The organism is Streptomyces sp. NPDC088194, assembly GCF_040702025.1.
In the GTDB taxonomy this organism is placed as follows: domain Bacteria; phylum Actinomycetota; class Actinomycetes; order Streptomycetales; family Streptomycetaceae; genus Actinacidiphila.
This window is the reverse complement of record NZ_JBFBIV010000011.1, coordinates 42,460-60,209: the sequence shown is the minus strand read 5'-3', so window position 1 is coordinate 60,209 and position 17,750 is coordinate 42,460. Positions and strand designations below refer to the sequence as shown.

At 75.8% G+C, this 17,750-nt stretch carries 14 protein-coding genes; 5 read left to right on the top strand and 9 right to left on the bottom strand.

All coding sequences use genetic code 11. The features are described 5' to 3' along the window. Nucleotides 1-86 precede the first annotated feature (86 nt). Together AB0399_RS08395 and AB0399_RS08390 are read left to right on the top strand one after the other, a co-directional pair. Entirely contained in the window at nucleotides 87-2,558 is a 2,472-nt protein-coding gene (locus tag AB0399_RS08395; protein ID WP_329362363.1) for a right-handed parallel beta-helix repeat-containing protein, read from the top strand. A gap of 202 nt (nucleotides 2,559-2,760) precedes the next feature. Further along, complete coding sequence (locus AB0399_RS08390) at nucleotides 2,761-3,597, top strand: DeoR/GlpR family DNA-binding transcription regulator (protein WP_328472309.1); 837 nt, start codon at nucleotides 2,761-2,763, stop codon at nucleotides 3,595-3,597. A 45-nt stretch (nucleotides 3,598-3,642) separates the two neighbouring features. On the opposite strand, the gene AB0399_RS08385 is transcribed toward AB0399_RS08390, so the two are convergent. The 5 genes from AB0399_RS08385 to AB0399_RS08365 all read right to left on the bottom strand — a co-directional run bounded on the left by AB0399_RS08385 (nucleotide 3,643) and on the right by AB0399_RS08365 (nucleotide 8,765). Beyond that, on the bottom strand, nucleotides 3,643-4,047 hold the full coding sequence (locus AB0399_RS08385) for a hypothetical protein (protein WP_329362366.1): 405 nt from the start codon (nucleotides 4,045-4,047) through the stop codon (nucleotides 3,643-3,645). Nucleotides 4,048-4,240: 193 nt separating this feature from the next. Further along, nucleotides 4,241-5,650 carry a hypothetical protein gene (locus tag AB0399_RS08380; RefSeq protein WP_366410691.1) on the bottom strand — a complete coding sequence of 470 codons (1,410 nt, stop codon included), beginning with the start codon at nucleotides 5,648-5,650 and terminating at the stop codon, nucleotides 4,241-4,243. Between the two features lie 131 nt (nucleotides 5,651-5,781). Further along, entirely contained in the window at nucleotides 5,782-6,540 is a 759-nt protein-coding gene (locus tag AB0399_RS08375; protein WP_366410690.1) for a cytochrome b/b6 domain-containing protein, read from the bottom strand. Continuing rightward, nucleotides 6,521-7,186, bottom strand: a complete 666-nt coding sequence (locus tag AB0399_RS08370) for a molybdopterin-dependent oxidoreductase (RefSeq protein ID WP_329373679.1) — start codon at nucleotides 7,184-7,186, stop codon at nucleotides 6,521-6,523. Before AB0399_RS08370 ends, AB0399_RS08375 begins: the two co-directional genes overlap by 20 nt. A 730-nt stretch (nucleotides 7,187-7,916) precedes the next feature. After that, nucleotides 7,917-8,765 (bottom strand): alpha/beta fold hydrolase, encoded by an 849-nt coding sequence (locus AB0399_RS08365; RefSeq protein ID WP_366410689.1) that lies wholly within the window; start codon nucleotides 8,763-8,765, stop codon nucleotides 7,917-7,919. A gap of 147 nt (nucleotides 8,766-8,912) precedes the next feature. Here AB0399_RS08365 and AB0399_RS08360 point away from each other — a divergent pair, with 147 nt between their 5' ends. Beyond that, complete coding sequence (locus AB0399_RS08360) at nucleotides 8,913-10,253, top strand: PLP-dependent aminotransferase family protein (RefSeq protein ID WP_366410688.1); 1,341 nt, start codon at nucleotides 8,913-8,915, stop codon at nucleotides 10,251-10,253. A 239-nt stretch (nucleotides 10,254-10,492) separates the two neighbouring features. Beyond that, entirely contained in the window at nucleotides 10,493-10,999 is a 507-nt protein-coding gene (locus tag AB0399_RS08355; protein ID WP_329373681.1) for an ATP-binding protein, read from the top strand. Nucleotides 11,000-11,288: 289 nt separating this feature from the next. Here AB0399_RS08355 and AB0399_RS08350 read toward each other — a convergent pair whose 3' ends face one another. Genes AB0399_RS08350 through AB0399_RS08340 form a run of 3 tightly spaced genes read right to left on the bottom strand, consistent with a single transcriptional unit; the run spans nucleotide 11,289 to nucleotide 15,042 of the window. After that, nucleotides 11,289-13,904 (bottom strand): ABC transporter permease, encoded by a 2,616-nt coding sequence (locus tag AB0399_RS08350; RefSeq protein ID WP_366410687.1) that lies wholly within the window; start codon nucleotides 13,902-13,904, stop codon nucleotides 11,289-11,291. Next, on the bottom strand, nucleotides 13,901-14,713 hold the full coding sequence (locus AB0399_RS08345; RefSeq protein WP_366410686.1) for an ABC transporter ATP-binding protein: 813 nt from the start codon (nucleotides 14,711-14,713) through the stop codon (nucleotides 13,901-13,903). Before AB0399_RS08345 ends, AB0399_RS08350 begins: the two co-directional genes overlap by 4 nt. Then, entirely contained in the window at nucleotides 14,710-15,042 is a 333-nt protein-coding gene (locus tag AB0399_RS08340) for an SHOCT domain-containing protein (RefSeq protein ID WP_366410685.1), read from the bottom strand. Before AB0399_RS08340 ends, AB0399_RS08345 begins: the two co-directional genes overlap by 4 nt. A 221-nt stretch (nucleotides 15,043-15,263) precedes the next feature. On the opposite strand from AB0399_RS08340, the gene AB0399_RS08335 reads away from it, so the two are divergent. Continuing rightward, nucleotides 15,264-16,175 (top strand): DUF2797 domain-containing protein, encoded by a 912-nt coding sequence (locus AB0399_RS08335; protein ID WP_366410684.1) that lies wholly within the window; start codon nucleotides 15,264-15,266, stop codon nucleotides 16,173-16,175. A 78-nt stretch (nucleotides 16,176-16,253) separates the two neighbouring features. On the opposite strand, the gene AB0399_RS08330 is transcribed toward AB0399_RS08335, so the two are convergent. After that, nucleotides 16,254-17,738, bottom strand: coding sequence for an MFS transporter (locus AB0399_RS08330; protein WP_366410683.1), 1,485 nt, complete (start codon nucleotides 17,736-17,738; stop codon nucleotides 16,254-16,256). Between the last annotated feature and the right edge of the window lie 12 nt (nucleotides 17,739-17,750).

Sequence of the window (17,750 nt, the reverse complement as noted above, 5' to 3'; positions counted from 1 at the left end):
CCCGCCGCGCGTCACCAGCATGCCTCCGCTCGCGCTACGGTTGATCCCCGGTCGGCCGACGCAAGAGGTGGGGGCTGAGCAGCCCGATGGCACATGGCGTGGTGCAGGTGACCAATCCGAGCAGTTCTCGGTGGCGCCGCCGCACAGGTGAGTACGAGACCCTGGCCGCCGCGCTGGAAGCGGCGAGTGACGGCGACGTGCTCTCGGTGGGTCCCGGTACCTACCGGGAGAACCTGCTGGTGGACAGCGCGGTGACGCTGCGCTGCGCGGACGGGCCCGGCACCGTGCGGCTCGCGCCGGCCTCGGGGGTCGCGCTGACCCTGCGCGGCGCCGCCGTCGTGCAGGACCTGCTGGTCGAGTGCCAGGACGTCACCTCGGCCGCGCTGCTGGTCGAGGCGGGCGCCCCGGAGCTGTCGGGGGTGCGGATCAACACCCGCTCGGCGGTCGGCCTGGAGGTGCGCGACGGCGCCCGGCCGACGGTGCGCCGCTGCACCGTGGACAACCCGGCCGGTCTCGGCGTGAGCGTCCTGGACGGCGCGGGCGGCCTGTTCGAGGAGTGCGAGGTGATCGCCGCCGGGCAGAACGGCTTCGCGGTCCGCGGCGGCGCGTCCCCCCGGCTGGAGCGCTGCCGTATCCACCACGCCTCCGGCGCGGGGGTGTCGGTCACCGGTGAGGGCAGCTCGCTGGAGGCGGTGAGCTGCGAGGTGTTCGAAGTACGCGGCACCGGCGTGCAGTTGTCCGCGCGCGGCAGCGGGCAGTTCACCGACTGCCAGGTGCACCGCACCACGGGCGACGGCATCACCCTCGACACCGACGCGGTGCTCGCGATGGCCGACTGCGACCTGCACGACATCCCGGAGAACGCCGTCGACCTGCGGGCCCGTTCGGTGCTGACGCTCACCCGCTGCACGGTGCGCGGCTTCGGCCGCAACGGCCTGTCGGTGTGGGACCCGGGCACCCGCGTGGACGCCAACCAGTGCGAGATACATGACAGCACCGGCGACTATCCGGCGGTGTGGGTGAGCGACGGCGCGGTGGCCATACTGGACTCCTGCCGCGTGCACGACGTGCCGGACGCGCTGTTCGTGCTGGACCGCGGTTCGCGCGCGGACGTGGTGGACAGCGACTTCGCGCAGATCCGGAACACCGCGGTGTCGGTGAGCGACGGCGCCAGCGTGCAGCTGGACGACTGCCGGATCAAGGAGGCGGCCACCGGTGCGTGGTTCCGCGACCACGGCAGCGGCGGCACCCTCTCCCAGGTCACCATCGACGACACCGCGACCGGCGTGATCGTCACCAAGGGCGCCGACCCGGCGCTGGAGCGCTGCACGGTCACGAACCCCGCCGAGGCGGGCGTGTACGTGTCGGCGGGCGGCCGCGGCACGTTCAACGGGTGCCGGGTGATCGGCAGTCGGGGCTTCGGCTTCCACGTCATCGACGGCTGCCGGTCCCACCTGACCCGCTGCCGCACCGAGCGGTGCGCCCGCGGCGGGTACGAGTTCTCCGAGCCGGGCCCGGTCACCGAGGACTGCACCAGCGACCGGGCCGCCACCGACGACATGCCCGAGCCGGTGCCGACCGCGACCGGCGGCGTGCTGGGCACGGCGGCCCCGGCCGGCACGTCCGCCGCCCCCGGCACGCCCGCCCGGCAGCAGAGCCCCGGCACGCAGTCGTACGGCCTGCTGGGCGGCGTCCCCGCGCAGCGGCCGGCCGAGCAGCAGCAGGAGCCGCAGGTGCGGGTGACCGCGCGGGAGAGCGACGCCGTCCTCGGCGACCTGGACGCGCTGGTCGGCCTGGACGGCGTCAAGCGCGAGGTGCGCACCCTGATAGACCTGATCTCGGTCGGCCGGCGCCGTGAGAAGGCCGGGCTCAAGGCGCCCTCGCCCCGCCGCCACCTGGTCTTCACCGGCTCCCCCGGCACCGGCAAGACCACCGTGGCGCGGCTGTACGGCGAGATCCTGGCCTCGCTCGGCGTGCTGGAGCGCGGGCACCTGGTCGAGGTCGCCCGCGTCGACCTGGTCGGCGAGCACATCGGCTCGACCGCGATCCGCACCCAGGAGGCGTTCGACCGGGCGCGCGGCGGGGTGCTCTTCATCGACGAGGCGTACGCCCTCGCGCCGGAGGACGCCGGCCGCGACTTCGGGCGCGAGGCGATCGACACGCTGGTCAAGCTCATGGAGGACCACCGCGAGGCGGTCGTGGTGATCGTGGCCGGCTACACCGCCGAGATGGAGCGGTTCCTCGCCTCCAACCCCGGGGTGGCGTCCCGCTTCTCACGCACCATCACCTTCGGCGACTACACCCCGGGGGAACTCCTCCAGATCGTGGAGGCGCAGGCCACCGAGCACGAGTACCGGCTCGGCGACGACGCCGCCGACGCCCTCATGAAGTACTTCACCGCGATCCCGAAGGGCCCCGCGTTCGGCAACGGCCGCACCGCGCGCCAGACCTTCGAGGGCATGGTCGAACGGCACGCGGTCCGCATGGCCCACGTCGAGGAACCGACCCACGACGAACTCCAGCTCCTCTACCCGGAGGACCTGCCCAATCTCAACTAGCGGCTGCTCGCTTCGAGGGGCCGAAGGCTGCCTTCTCGGCGGAAGTGCCGCACGAACGCGGGGCCGCGGGGAGCGGCGCTGGCGACCCACCACCGCGGGGTGATCGCGGAACCGACGGTACGGACCACCCCGGGGGGTCAGGGGCGCCTAAGATAAGCGGTCGGTGCACTTGGACAACGACACGGACGGGACGGGGTCACGGGTGAGCGACAACCAGAACCTCCTCGCGGAGCAGCGGCGGGCCCTGATCCTGGACGAGGTCCGACGGCGCGGCGGGGTGCGGGTGAACGAGCTGACCCGGCGGCTGAACGTCTCCGACATGACCGTCCGCCGCGATCTCGACGCGCTGGCGCGGCAGGGCGTGGTGGAGAAGGTGCACGGCGGCGCGGTGCCGGTGGTCGAGCCGAGCAGCCACGAACCGGGGTTCGAGGCGAAGTCGGGCCTGGAGCTGGGCGCGAAGGAGGCGATCGCGCGGGAGGCCGCCGCCCTGGTCCCACCGGGCGCGGCCATCGCGCTGGCCGGCGGCACCACCGCGTACGCGCTGGCCCAGCAGCTGCTGGAGGTGCCGGACCTGACCGTGGTGACCAACTCGGTGCGCGTCGCGGACGTCTTCCAGTCCGGTCAGCGGCTGGCCGGCGGCACGCACGGCTCGGCCGCGGCCACCGTGGTGATCACCGGCGGGATGCGCACGCTGTCCGAGACGCTGGTCGGGCCGGTCGCGGACCGGGCGATCCAGTCGCTCCACTTCGACCTGCTCTTCCTGGGCGTGCACGGCATCTCGGTGGAGGCGGGCCTGTCCACTCCGAACCTCGCGGAGGCCGAGACCAACCGCCAGTTCGTCCGCTCGGCGCGGCGGGTGGTGGTGATCGCCGACCACACCAAGTGGGGCACGGTCGGGCTGAGTTCGTTCGCCACCCTGGAGGACGTGGACACGCTCGTCACCGACGCGGGCATCCCCGAGGTGCTGCGCGAGGAGATCGCCGAGCACCTGTCGGACCTGATCGTCGCGGGCGACCCCGCGTCCCCCACCCTGACCTGACCGCTGCGGCGTCCCGCAGCCGCCGGCGCCGCCCGCGGCGGGGAATCAGCCCTTGCCGGTGACCAACGACCAGGCGTGGCTGGGCGACAGGACGATCAGCAGGATCACCACGAGCAGGACGACCGCGACCATCCCGCGCAGCCGGCCGCGGCGCAGCCTGCGCCGGTCGCTCTCGTCGGTGCGGCCGGTGCGCCAGGAGGTGTCGTCGGGTATCCGGGAGGCCGGCACGGCGGCGCCACCGCGCCTGCCGCGGCGCCGCTTGCCGCCCGGTGCGGCGGCGGCGCGCGCTTCCTGCTCCCGCAGCCGGCGGGCGACGATCCGGGCGCGCGCGGACGGCTCCTTGGGCGCGGAGGCGCGGATGTCGCGCTCGTTGTCGGAGAGGAACTGTTCCCACACCTCGTCCGGGATGGACGACTCCCCTTCCGGGGTGGGCGCGGAGTCTGTGGTCATCGGGCAGGCTCTCATCTCGTCCAGGACGGCCGGGGGTGAAGAGTCGTGCTCGGTGCCCCCCCAGGCGGTACGGCTTCGACCCACCAATATACGTTCGCCGGGCGCCCGGCGGCGTGGCTCCCCCGGCTTCCCGGAAAAAGCCGGTCATCGCCGGCCCGGCGCCGCTCGCCCGCCGGGCACCGCTCAGCGGTACTCAGCGGTACTCGGCCAGCCGGGGCCGGACCGCCAGCAGGGCCAGCAGCGCGGCGGCGCCCAGCGCCCCGGAGGGCAGCGCGGGCCAACCGGCCAGATCGCTCCGGGCGTCGGCGGCGTGCGCGGCGAAGTCGTCGAGCTGCTGCCCGGCGAGGTCGTCCAGGGTGGTCGCGAAGTCCCAGAAGTCGAAGGCGATGTCCCCGCGCCCGACCGTGGTGAGCAGCACGGCCGCCTGGTCGGTCTTCCCGTCGTTCGTCAGGCGGCGCAGCGTGGTGTCGTCGGAGCGGAAGCGGTGGTAGCGGGTGAGCACGTCCTCGTACGCCGGGCGTTCGCGCGCGGTGGCGTAGCCGTCGGGCGTCAGCAGGGTGTCGAGGCGCTTGGTCAGCGTGGTGAACAGGGCCGCGTCGCTCCGCCCGAGGTCGTCGCCCTGCACGAACCAGCGGCTCTCCGCGGCCGCGGCCTGCGCGGCCACGGCGCTCGCCTCGGCCAGCCGAGACCAGGGCCGCAACCCCTGGCGGTCGGCGGCGCCGGCGCCGCTCGCGCAGGAGGTCAGGGCGAGCACGCCGGCCAGGCACACCGCGAGCACCGCGGCGGTGCCGGCCACCAGCGGCGGGCTGAGCAACCGCCGGTAGTCGCGGGCCAGTTCGCGCTGCCACCACAGCAGGAACAGCAGCGTGGCCAGGCCGAGCAGGCCCACCACGAGCGCCCAGCGCCGGGTGTCCGCGCGCACCCGGGCGGTGTCGTGGTCGGCCTGCAACTGGTAGTCCGCCGCGAGCTTGTCGGCGGTCGGCAGCAGCGTCCGGGTCATCACGGCGGCGGCCTGCGCGTTCATGGCGACGGTGACCGCCGGCGGGTGACCGGCGAGCCGGTCGGGCGCCTGCTCGTCGGCGTAGGACGCGCGGCCGCTCAGGTCGTCGTAGTGGCCCAGGCCGTCGAGGAGTTCGCCCACCAGGTCGCCGTGCGCGCCGTCGCCGCTGAGCCGTCGCAGCGCGTCGCTGACCTGGGCGCGCCGCTGCTGCGCGGTGATCAGGGCTTCGAGCTGGTTGCCGACGTACGTGCCGCTGCCGTCGGCCGACATGCCCGGCGCGAGGGTGTCGGCGTGCTGGGCGTCGAGGTCGGCCAGCGCGAACCTCAACTGGGTGGCGACGGCGGCCCGGTCGGAGACGGTGGTGCGCAGCCGCGCGGTGTCGCCGCGTACGGTCACCGCGCCGATCACGGCGGTGGCGCACAACGCGGCGAGCAGCAGCAGCGCCAGGGCGGCGCGGGCGCCCAGCCGACGCGGCCCGTTCAGCCGCAACCGCACCCGCCGCCGCGCACGGTGGGGCTCGGGTGGGGCGGCGGGCGGCTCGGACCGCGCCTCGGACCCGGCCGGATCGGCGGCCCTCCGGCTCGTCAACTGCGACGTGGTCATACGGTGACGCTAGGTGCGGGCGGCGAAACCCCGGTGGCCCCGGGGCATCCGTGGAGTGTCCTGGCTGTAACGGAACCGAACCGGCCCTGGGGGAAGGGTTGTCGGCGGTTCGGCGGGCTACGGTGGCGCCGTCAGCGGGTGTCCGCGTCGTCGGTGCCGCGGGAGGTCGCACCGGGTGCGGGAGAGGCGGGGGCGGCGGGCGGCGGCGTGGGGGTCGGGGAGGATACGGAGGGCGCGGGCGGCTCGGGGGAAGCGGGTGCGGGCGGCCCGGTGTGCCACAGCGGGTGCTCCCGGCGCGCCCACCAGTGCGAGACCCGGCCGGTGCGCAGGCCGCGACGGGCTTCCGGGTCGCTGCTGGCCAGCCACACGTGCCCGGTGATGACGGCGGCGACCAGCAGCGCGAGCCAGTCGTGGACGAAGGTGGCGCCGGTCCGCCACAGCAGCGGGGTGAGCCGCGGGAACCACATGATCAGGCCGGTGCCCATCATGATCAGGATCGCGCCGACCGCGAACGCGGCGTAGAGCTTCTGACCGGCGTTGAACTTGCCCGCGTACCGCGAGTCGCGCCGGCGCCTGCGGGCGGCGATGCGCAGCCACGTCCAGTCGTGCGGGAAGAACCGGCCCAGCCGCCGGGTGTCGGCGCGGTAGGCGCGGGAGGCGAGGCCGAGCACGAGCGGTACGGGCAGCAGGATGCCGGACCACTCGTGCACGGTCACCACCAGCCGGCGGCGGCCCACGATCTCGGCGAGCGGCGGGAGGTAGAGGCACGCGGCGGTGAACACGCAGACGGCCATGAGGGTGTTGAGGGTGCGGTGCACCCAGGTCTCGGCGCGGGTGAAGCGCCGTACGGTCCCGGCCGGGGCCGGGCGGTCACGACGTCGGCGCGTCATGGCGGCCGTTGGACTTTCCGACCCATCCGTCGACGTCATATCCGTAGTGCTCCCAGTAGCCGCGTTCGACCTTCTCGGTGACGGTGATGCCCGACAGCCACTTCGCCGACTTGTAGAAGTACATCGGGGCCGCGTAGAGCCGGACCGGGCCGCCGTGCGCGGCGGTGACCGGCTTGTCGTCCATGGTGAGGGCCACCAGCATGTCGCTGCGCCGGGCCTGCGCGAGCGTGAGGCTCTCGGTGTAGACGCCGTCGAAGCAGGTGAAGTGGACGGCGCCGCCCGGGGACTTGACGCCGGCCGCGTCGAGCAGCGTGGACAGCCGCACCCCGGAGAACGCGGTCTTGGGCACCCGCCAGCCGGTGACGCACTGCACGTCCCGCACCAGCCGGGTCTGGGGCAGCGCCCGCAGGTCGGCGAGGCGGTACGACGCGGGCTTGTCCACCAGCCCGCCCACCGTCAGCCGGTAGTCGCTCTCGCCGCGGTGCGGGATGGAGTCGGAGACCGAGTAGAACCGGAAACCGCCGCCGCCGGGCAGCAGTCCGGTCACCCCGGTCGGGTCCTTCGCGCTCACCGAGGCGAGGATCGAGTCGAGCCGGCCCTGCACGGCGCCGCCGACCCCCACGCCGACCGCGCCGAGCCCGAGCATGCCCAGCACGACCCGCCGCCCGACCGGTGCGCCGCGGCCCTCCTCCGCGCCGGGCTCGGCGCCGGGTTCCGTCCCCGTGCCGCCGTCCGCGGCGGCTTGGCCGGCGGTGTGGTTGTCCATACAGCGATTCGAGCACGCGCGACCGCCGAGAACCAGGGCCTGCGGCCGATGTCAGCGTTTCGTCATATCTCAGGGTTCGCGCCGCGCGCCCCACCTCGGGCACGAACAGACCCCGTGGCAAGCCCGACCCCGGGCACGGACAGAGCGCGGGAGCGGGCGGGGGCGTGGGAGCGGGCAACGGGCAGGGGCGCGGACACGGGCACAGGCACAGGCGCGGGCGCGGGCGCGGGCGCGGGCAAGGGCACGAGCGGGACCGGAAGCTCAGCAGCGGTTACGGACACGGCCCCGTCCACGGCCGCGGGCGCGGCTGCGGGCCACGCTCCAGGCGTGGGGCCGAACTCCCTTACGGCGCGGGCCAGTTGCCGTACGCCGTCGGCCCGGTCCGGCCTTCGGCAGAGGAGGCACCCGCACGTCGCCACACGGTCATGCGTCTCCCGACCGCCAGGCCAGGGGAGATCGCCCTCTCACCAGGCGTACCCGGGCGGCTCCGCCGACGACGGGGGCGCTCCCCCCGCCTCGCCGGAAGCCCCCCGCCCGGCAAAGGCAACGGGAGAGGTGCCATGCCGCGCACCGCCGGCCGCCCACCTGTGGGCGCTTCCGGTCGCGGCCCCTACCGTTCCGCCACCGCCGTGAGCAGTTCCGACAGCGCGGCGTTGAACGCCTCGGGTCGTTCCAGGTTCGGCAGGTGGCCCGCGGCCTCCACGATCGCGAGCCGCGAGCCGGGGACGTGTTCGTGCAGGAACCGCGCGTCCGAGACGGGGGTGAAGACGTCGTCGCGGCCGACGACCACCAGCGTCGGCACCGCGATCCGCGCCAGGGTCGGGGTGTAGTCGGGGCGTTCGGCCCGGCCGCGCAGCGCGGCGGCGGCGCCCTCGGGCGGCGCGGCGAGCATCATCCGCAGCACGTGCGCGGCGACGTCCGGCTGTTCGCGGACGGTCGCGGGGGCGACCATCGAGTCCAGCACGCCGTGCGCGTAGTGCGCCATGCCGTCGCGCTCCAGCGCCTCGGCGCGGGCGTACCGCTCCCGGCGGCCCGCGTCGGTCTCGCCCTGGGCGAAGGTGTCGGCGAGCACGAGTCCGGCGACGCGCCCGGGGAACAGCCGGTGGAACTCCAGCACGATCTGGCCGCCCATGGACAGCCCGCACAGCACGGCCCGGGGCACGCCGAGGGTGTCGAGCAGGGCGGCGAGGTCGCGGGCGAACACGTCGAGCCCGGTGCTGCCGGGCCGTACCGAACTCGCCCCGTAGCCGCGCAGATCGGGGACGATCACCCGGCGCCCCGCGCCGAACGCGGCGGTCTGCGGGTGCCACATGGTGCGGTCGAAGGGGTGGCCGTGGACCAGCAGCAGCGGGGCTGGCTCGGCGTGATCCGCGCGCTTCGCGGGCCCCTCGTGCGGGCCCCGGCCGTCGGCCGTGTCGTCGTAGCCGATCGTGATCCCGTTGACGATGACCGTACTCACCTGGGGTTTCTCCTCTGCTCCTCCGGTATGCCGATGCTAGGGAGCGGGCAATCGCGAGGGCAATACACGGCATTGATCTCGGTGCAATAGGCTGCGGGCGGGCGGGCAAGCGGACGGGCTTCGACCGCGGATCGGGGGGGAGGGCGCGTGCGGGACTTCCGGCGGGTGGCGGACGCGGTGGCCGCGCGGATCGCGTCGGGGCAACTGCGGGCCGGGGACCGGCTGCCGACGCAGCGGGCGTTCGCACGGCGGCACGGCATCGCGGACTCCACGGCGGGCCGGGTCTACGCCGAACTGGTGCGGCGCGGGCTGGTGGTCGGCGAGGTCGGGCGCGGCACCTTCGTACGGGCCGCGCCGCCCGCCGCCGGACCCGCGCTCGCGGAGCCCGCGCGGCAGCGGGTCGACCTGGAGCTCAACTACCCGGTGGTGCCCGGGCAGTCGGAGTTGCTGGCCGCGAGTCTGGCCCGGCTGGCCCGGCCCGACGTGCTCGCCGCGGTGCTCGGCCCGGGTGGCGCGCGGGGCACCGGCGCGGCCCGCGAGGCGGTCGCCGCGCTGCTGGCCCGGCCGGGCTGGCAACCGGCCGCGGCGGACGTGCTGTTCGCCGGAAGCGGCCGCCAGGTCATCGCGGGCGCGCTCACCGCGCTCGTCCCGGTCGGCGGGCGGATCGGGGTGGAGGAGTTCACCTACCCCGTGGTCAAGGCGCTGGCCGCACGGCTGGGGCGCACGGTGGTGCCGCTGCCCTGCGATGCGGAGGGGCTGCGGCCGGACGCGCTGGTCGCCGCGCACCGCGAGGGGCCGCTGCACGCGGTGTACGCGCAGCCCACGCTGCACAACCCGCTCTCCCTGACGATGTCCGACCGCCGCAGGAGCGAGGTCGCCGACGCGCTGCGCCGCACCGGCACCGTGGCGGTGGAGGACGCGATCTGGTCGTTCCTGCGGCCGGACGCTCCACCGCCGCTGGCCGCGTACGCGCCGGAGCGGGTGGTGCTCGCCGACAGCCTCTCCAAGCGGCTCGCGCCCGGCCTGACCGCCGGGTTCGCGGTCGTCCCGGCCGGGTGCGCCGAGCGGGTGGCGGCGGCGCTGCGCTCGGGCGGGTGGGGCGTGAGCGGCTACGCCCTGGAGGCGCTGGCCGGGTGGGTCGGCGACGGCACCGTGTCCCGGCTGTCGGCGGCGAAACGGGCGGAGGCCGCGGTACGCCAGACGCTCGCCGCGGAGGTGCTGCACGGGTTCGCGGTGCGCGCCGACGCGTACTCCTGCTTCTGCTGGTGGGACCTGCCGGAGCCGTGGCGGGCCGACACGTTCGTGGCCGCGGCCGGGCGCCGGGGCATCGCGGTCACGCCCGCGGCATCCTTCGCCGCCGGGTCGCGCCGCGCCCCCGACGCGGTGCGGATCGGCCTCGCCTCTCCCCCGCGGGACGTCCTGCGCACCGCGCTGGCCACCCTCGCGGACCTCGCCCGCACGCTGCCGGAGGACTCGGCGCCGGAGTAGCCCCGCGGCGCCCCCGGAACCGCCTCCGGACCCCGGATCAGGAACCGCTCGCCGCCGCGATAAACGCGCCGTAAGACTCCGAGTTGCGGCAACCCCCGCAACGGGTGAACCTGATTACGCATCACGGAGTACTGCAGCAGTCACTCTACGCATTCCCGCTCAAGTGTTCCCATCGGAGCGGTGAAGCCCGGCCCCGTACGGGAGCCGGCCCCACCGCGGAGGGAGTCGCAGCCGTGATCATGCAATCCGACCAGACCGACCCAGCCATGCGCGAGTGCGCACTCGAACTCGAAGCGCACCCCTACCGCATCCAGCAGATCCGCCGCATCGTCTCCGCCCAGCTGCGCTACTGGCGGGTGGAACCCCTCGTCGACGCGGCCTCCACCGGCATCAGCGAGCTGCTGGCGAACGTCCACCGCCACGCGAGGCCCGACAAGCAGTGCGCGGTGAAGATGACCCTGGTGCCGGACCGCCTGACGGTGGCCGTCGCCGACCACGACACGCGGCTGCCGCACCTCCAGCCGATGGAGCCGACCGCGACCACCGGCCGCGGCCTGGCGATGGTCGAGGCGATGTGCGACGGCTGGGGCACCGACCTGCTGCCCGACGAGACCGGCAAGGTGGTGTGGTTCGTGCTGCGCACGCCCACCCAGCAGCCGAAGCTCGTCCCGCTGCGGACCGCCGCGGTACCGCTGGAGGAGACCGTCCCCGAGGAGCGTGTCGCGGTCGCGGTCTCGGTCGCCTGACCGCCTCTCGGACCGCCGTCGGACCCCGTGTCCGACACCGCGCCTGACGCGGACCGCGCGCACGCGCGCAGACCGCAGGCGTACGCCGTAGATGTGAGCGCCGGACCGGCCGCCGCCTCCCGTGATTGGGAGGAGGCGGCCGGTCCGGCATCCGGAGGCCCAGCGGACGGGTCTGCCGTCTCCGGCCGCCCGCACGGGACTTGGCCCCGCGCCGGACCGCACCCAGCGCCGGGCCACGCCCCGCACCGGACCACGCCCCGCGCGGGACTCCGCTCCCCCGCGCGCCGCTTCACTCCGCCGCGATCGCCCGCAGCACGTCCAGGCGGGCCGCCCGGCGGGCCGGGCGCCAGCCGGCCAGTACCCCGGCCGCGACGCCGACCAGCACGACCACCGCGAGCTGCGCCGGCGGCAGCGTGAACGCGCTGATCCCGTCGCCGTCGGCGGCCCGTACCAGCGCCCAGCCGAGGAACGCGCCGAGCCCGAGCCCGCCCGCGGTGCCGAACGCGGCGACCACCACCGACTCCCAGCGCACCATGGCCCGCAGCTGGCCGCGGGTCTGGCCGACCGCGCGCAACAGGCCCAGCTCGCGGGTGCGTTCGTGCACCGCGAGGGTGAGGGTGTTGGCGATGCCGAGCAGGGCGATCAGCACCGCGAGCGCCAGCAGGGCGTAGATCAGGGTGAGGAAGGTGTCGATGCCGGCGGCCGACGACGCGGCGTACTCGCTCTTCGTCTGCACGTCGGGCGAGCCGAAGGGCACCACCGCCTTCTGTACGGCGGCCTTGCCCGCGGCCGTGGACACGCCGTCCTTGAAGCCGATCGCGACGAGGGTGTCCTTGTCCTGGATGTGGTGGGGCGCCCAGGCGGCGCGGGTGATCAGGTAGTCGCCCGCGAGGTCGGCCCGGTCGTAGACGGCGCCGACGGTGAACGGCAGCCGCTGCCCGTCCGCGAAGCCGACCGTGATGCTGCTGCCGGGGCGCCAGCCGTGCCGGTTCGCCTCGTCCTTCGCGACCGCGATCCCGTGCGTGCCCAGGCCCGCCAGGGAGCCGCGGACCGTGCCGAGGTCGAGCAGCCGGGAGAGCGTGACCGGGTCGGTGACCGTCAACTGCCGCCCGGCGCCGTCGATCTCGCCGACCCCGCGGCCGAGTCCGACCGACGCGCCGACCTGCGGCAGCGCGGCCACGGTGGGGGCGATCCGCGGGCTGAGGCCGGCGCCGCCCGCGCCGTAGACCTGCGCGCTGATCGCGACGTCACCGGCGAAGGAGCGGTCGACGGTCCGGTGCATCGTGGTCTTCATCGACGCGCCGAGCACCGTGAACAGCGACACCACCGCCACTCCGATCATCAGCGCGGTCGCGGTGGCCGCCGTCCGCTTGGGGCTGCGCAGCGCGTTGCGCCGGGCGAGAGTGCCGCTCACCCCGCGCAGCCGGCCGAGCGGCGCGCCGAGCACCCGCACCGCGAGCGAGGAGGCGACCGGGCCGAGCACCACGAACGCGGCCAGGGTCAGCGCGGCACCCGCCGCGGCCGGCGGCAGCGTCGGGCCGGCCACACCGGCCACGGTCAGCGCGACCCCGGCCACCGCCATGGCCGCTCCGGTCACGGCCCGCCGCCGGGACCCGCCCGAGGTGTCGACGGCGCTCTCCCGCAGCGCCGCCAGCGGCGCGGTCCGGCCGGCCCGCAGCGCGGGCAGCAGCGCCGATCCGACGCAGACCGCCAGCCCGACCGCGAGCGGCACCGCCATCGACAGCGCGTGGATCACCAGGCCGCCGCCGGGGAAGGGGAACCCGACCGCGGGGAAGAGCGCCTGCAGGCCGGCCGCGATGCCGATGCCGCCGAGCAGGCCCGCCGCCGAGGAGACCACGGCGACGGCGGTGGCCTCGGCGAGCGTGGCCGCCAGCACCTGGCGGCGACTGGCGCCGAGCGCCCGCAACAGGGCGTTCTCCCGGGTCCGCTGGGCCACGACGATCGCGAAGGTGTTGTGGATGCTGAACGTCGCCACGAGCAGCGCGATGCCCGCGAAGACCACCAGCAGGCTGGTGAAGAGGGTCAGGAACGTGCCCGCGGTGGCCTCCTCGGTCTCGTCGCCGGCCTGCTTGCCGGTGATCGCCTGGTACCGCGCCGGCAGCGCCGCGCCGACCCGGTCGGTCAGTTCCCGCTGGCCGATCTCCGGTCCGGCCCTGACCTTGATGGCGCTCGCCTCACCGGGTCGGGGCATCAGGTAGCGCTCGGCGTCGGACCGGGTCAGCCCGGTGAAGGTGGTCTGGCCCTCGCCGCTCTGGCCGCCGAAGGTGGCGATGCCCACGATCGTGATCGGCACCGGGTCGGGCGTGCGCAGCAGCGTGTGGTCGCCGACCTTCAGCTTCGCCTGGTCGGCCGCGCCGCGGTTGATCACCGCCTCGCCGGGGCGGCTCGGCGCGCGGCCCTGGACCAGCCGGTAGGGGTTGAGCTTCGGGTCGGCGATCCAGTTGCCCGCGTTGGTGGGGCCCTTGGTCTGCAGGGTCCTGCCGTCGTGGGCGACGATCTCGCCGGCGCCCTCGATGTCGGGCTCGGCCGCCGCGACACCGGGCACCTTCCGGATGGTGGCGATCAGGTCGGTCGGCACCGGCGGGCGGGTGCCCACGCCCCGGCCCGCCTTGATCTGCTCCGCGCCGCGTACGACGGTGCCGGTTCCGCTGTCGGCGTCGGCGAACAGCGCGCCGAAACTCGCCCGCAGGGTGTCCCCCATGACCATGGTGCCGGCCAGGAACGCGACGCCCAGGAAGACGGCGACGAAGGTCCCGGCGAAGCGCCGCTTGTGGGCGCGCAGACCGGTCAGGCCGAGGCGCAGCGCCGTACGGTTCGCGCCGCCGCTGCCGGCCGCGCCCGGCGGGGTCGACGCTGTCGCTCCCGTCGTCGTCGGGTCGGTCATGGTGTGCCCTCGCTCGGGGCGAGGGCACCGCCGGTGCGGGTGTCGAGCGCCTTCATCCGGTCGAGCACCCGCTCGGCGGTGGGCCCGGTCATCCGGTCCACCAGGCGGCCGTCGGCGAGGAAGACCACCTCGTCGGCGTGCGCGGCCGCGTTCGGGTCGTGGGTGACCATGACGACCGTGCGGTCCATCGCGTGCACGGCCCGGCCGAGCAGGTCGAGCACCTCGCCGCCGGACCGGGAGTCCAGGTTGCCGGTGGGCTCGTCGGCGAACACCACGTCGGGCCGGCCGGCCAGCGCGCGGGCCACCGCGACCCGTTGCTGCTGGCCGCCGGACAGCTCGCTCGGCCGGTGCGCCAGCCGCCCGCCGAGGCCGACGACGTCGATGAGCGCGTCCACCCACTCCCGGTCGGGCCGCTGCCCGGCCAGGTCCGTCGGCAGCGTGATGTTCTCGGCGACGGTCAGGGTCGGCACCAGGTTGAAGGACTGGAAGACGAAGCCGATCCGCTCGCGGCGCAGCAGCGTCAACTGCCGGTCCCCGAGCGTGCCCAGCTCGGTCTCCCCGATGTACGCCGTGCCCGAGCTGAGGGTGTCGAGCCCGGCCGCGCAGTGCATCAGCGTGGACTTCCCCGAGCCCGACGGGCCCATGATCGCGGTGAAGCGCCCGGCGGGGAACGCGACCGTCACCCCGTCGAGCGCCCGCACCTGGGCGTCGCCCGTGCCGTACACCTTGGTGGCGGCGGCGACCCGGGCGGCCGCGACGCCGCCCGGGGCTGCCACGTCACCGGGGGCGGCGCCGGCCACCGGACTCACGCCGCACCGCCCTTGCCACCGGGCCGGCCGCCGCCCGCGGTGCCGCGCGGGTCCCTGGCGAAGTGCTCCTCCAGTACGGACATCCGCCGCCAGTACTCCTCCTCGTCGATCTCGCCGGAGGCGAACCTGCGCCCGAGCACCGCCATCGGCGAGTGCTCGCCGCCGACGCCGCCGCGCTGCTGGTAGTGCCACGGCCCGCCGCCCCAGCCGCGCCGCCATCCGACCCGCCGCAGCGTCGTGACCACCACGGCGACCACGGCGACCCACACCAGCGGGAAGAACAGAATCCACGGGCCGGGCCCGCCGTCGTGCCACGCCAACGTGTCCATCGTTCGTCATCTCCTCGATCGGTGCCGGACCCTCTGGCCGGTCCGTCGTCCGGCTGTTCCGACATCACCGAGCCTGGTCCGCGCCCACCCCCCGCGTCGTCGTCCGGCCAGCGACACCTCCGCTGCTCCCGGGGCAGTACCCGGCGGCCGGCGACCTGCTCCCCGCCCCCCGCGCGGCCGGGCCCGGCACGTTGTCGGTGGGTCCGCCTACGGTGGACGCCATGTGGCGGAGCACGGGTACGCGCTGGCGGGAGGAGGGGGCGCGCTGGATGTGGTGGCACCCCTCGCACGGAGTACGCGCGAGCCCGCTGGAGCTCGGCGCCCCGCTCCACCTCGTGCTGGACGGCTCCGCGGTCCGGCGCTGCGCGGGCGTGTGGCGCGCGTCCCGCAACACCCCGTGCCCGTACGCCGCCGAACTCCCGCCGGGCGCGCGGCGCGACCGGTGCGAGGCGTGCGCGGCGCTGGACCGTACGTCGTCGGTCGCCGCGGACACCGTGCCGGACGACGGGCAGCCGTACCGCGTGTACCTGGCGTACTTCGGGCCGGGCCTGCACAAGGTCGGCATCACCGCCGCCGCCCGCGGACGGCTGCGGCTGCTGGAGCAGGCCGCGGTGTGCTTCGCCTTCCTCGGCGAGGGCCCGCTGATGGCGGCCCGCCGGACGGAATCGGTGCTGGGCGCCGCCCTCGACCTGCCCGACCGGATGCTCGACCCGGCCAAGCGCGCGGCCCGGCACCGCCTGCCGGGACCGGCGGCCCGCGCCGCCGAACTGGCCGCCCTGCACGCGCGGGTGACGGAGCTGCGCGGCGCGCTGCCGGAGTCGCTGGCCCCGGCCGCCCTGCGCTGCGTGGACCACGCCGAGGTGTTCGGGCTCAGCGCCGAGCCGCCGCCTCCTGCCCCGGTCGCCGAGGTCACCGCGCTGCTGCCCGGCCGCGCCCTGGCCGGCACGGTGCGCGCGATCGCGGGCCACGACGTGTACCTCGACACGGCCGACGGCCCGCTGCTGTTCGACGCCCGCCTGGCCGCGGGATGGCCGCTGCGCCGCCCCGCCCCCGGCGAGGACCTCTCCTCCGCCCGCCCCGCCCCGACCGCGCCCCTGCGCCCTCGACAACCGGAGCCGGAGCCGCTGTTCTGAGCGCCCGGCGGCGAGCGGGGGTCCCCTGGTCGGCCGGTCGCCGTCATGGCCCGTCGCGCGGCCGACCCGCCTCCGGCGTCACCGCCCGGGCCGCTCCCGCCCGGCCAGCAGGACCACCGCGGCCCCGGCGGCGCAGACCGCCGCGCTGACCAGGAACCCGCGGTTCGCGCCGGCGGCCAGTGCGGCCGCCGGGGTGCGCCCGTGCGCGGCGCTCGCCACCGACACCGTCAGGGCCAGCCCCAGCGCGGAACCGACGTACCGCGCGGTGTTGTTCGCGCCGGAGCCCATGGCGCTGCGGTCGGCCGGAACGCTGGAGACGGCGAGCCGGGCCAGTGCCGCGTTGAGGACGCCGCCGCCGATTCCGGCGACCGCGAGGCCCGGCACGAGGTGGCCGTAGGAGCCGCCGGCCCGCAGGCCGTACAGCGCGGCCTGGCCGGCCCCGGACAGCAGCAGGCCGAGCGCGACCTGGGCGGCGGCGCCGATTCGGCCGGCCAGGTGGCGGGCGAAGAGCGCGGTGACCGCGGACACCCCGGCCCAGACGATGAACAGCAGGCTCGCGGCGAGCGGGCTCATGCCGAGGACGAGTTCGAGTTCGGTCGGCAGGTAGCTGAACAGTCCCACGACGGCCAGCCCGGTGCTGAACGCGCCGGCGCCCGCGGCCAGGAAGGCGCGGCTGCGCCACAGCGCGGGATCGAGCATCGGCTCGCCCACCCGCCGCTCGACGGCGCCGAAGAGCGCGAGAAGCGCCGACCCGGCGGCGAGCGGCACCAGGACCGCGGTCCGCGTCCAGCCGCTGCGGCCCTCGCCGAACGCCGCGACCAGGCAGGCGATCCCGGCGCCGAGCACGAGCGCGCCGCTCAGGTCGAGGCCGCGGGCCCGCTCGGCCCGCGACTCCGGCACGGAGCGGGTCGCCACGGCGGTGACCGCGGCGAGCACGGCCAGGCCCCAGTACAGCGAGCGCCAACCCCAGACCTGCGTGAGCAGCGCGGCGTAGGCCGGGCCGAGCGCGATGCCGGCGCCGAGGGTGGCGCCGAAGAAGCCGAGCGCGCGCACCCGGTGCGGCCCGGCGGGGTGGGTCTGGGCGATCAGGCCGAGACCGGACGCGAGCACGGCGGCACTGGCGGCGCCCTGGAGTATCCGGCCGGTCAGGAACAGCGCCGTGTCGGGAGCGGCGGCCGACAGCACGCTGGCCAGGACCAGCAGGACGGCGCCCGCGCCGAACACCCGCCGCCGGCCGCGGGCGTCGGCGGCCGACCCGGCGGTGAGCAGCAGCGCGGCGAGCCCGACCGGGGTCCCGGTGAACATCCAGGTCTGGGCGACCGGCCCGGCGTGCAGGCCGCCGGCGGTGGCGGCGAGCGTGCTGGCCGGCGCGGTGAAGGCCATCAGCGTCACCAGGGTGCCGAGCCCGACGGTCAGCAGCGTGGCGACGGCCCCTGGCGCGCGCTCCGCCCCGGCCGCGTCCGTACCGGCCCTTTCCGCGCCGCTCGCCGCGGTGTCCTCCACCCCCGCTCCCGCACCCGGCACGGGTGGCACCTCGGCGCTGTGTGCGGCCTGAACGTCCATACGGGGCTCCTC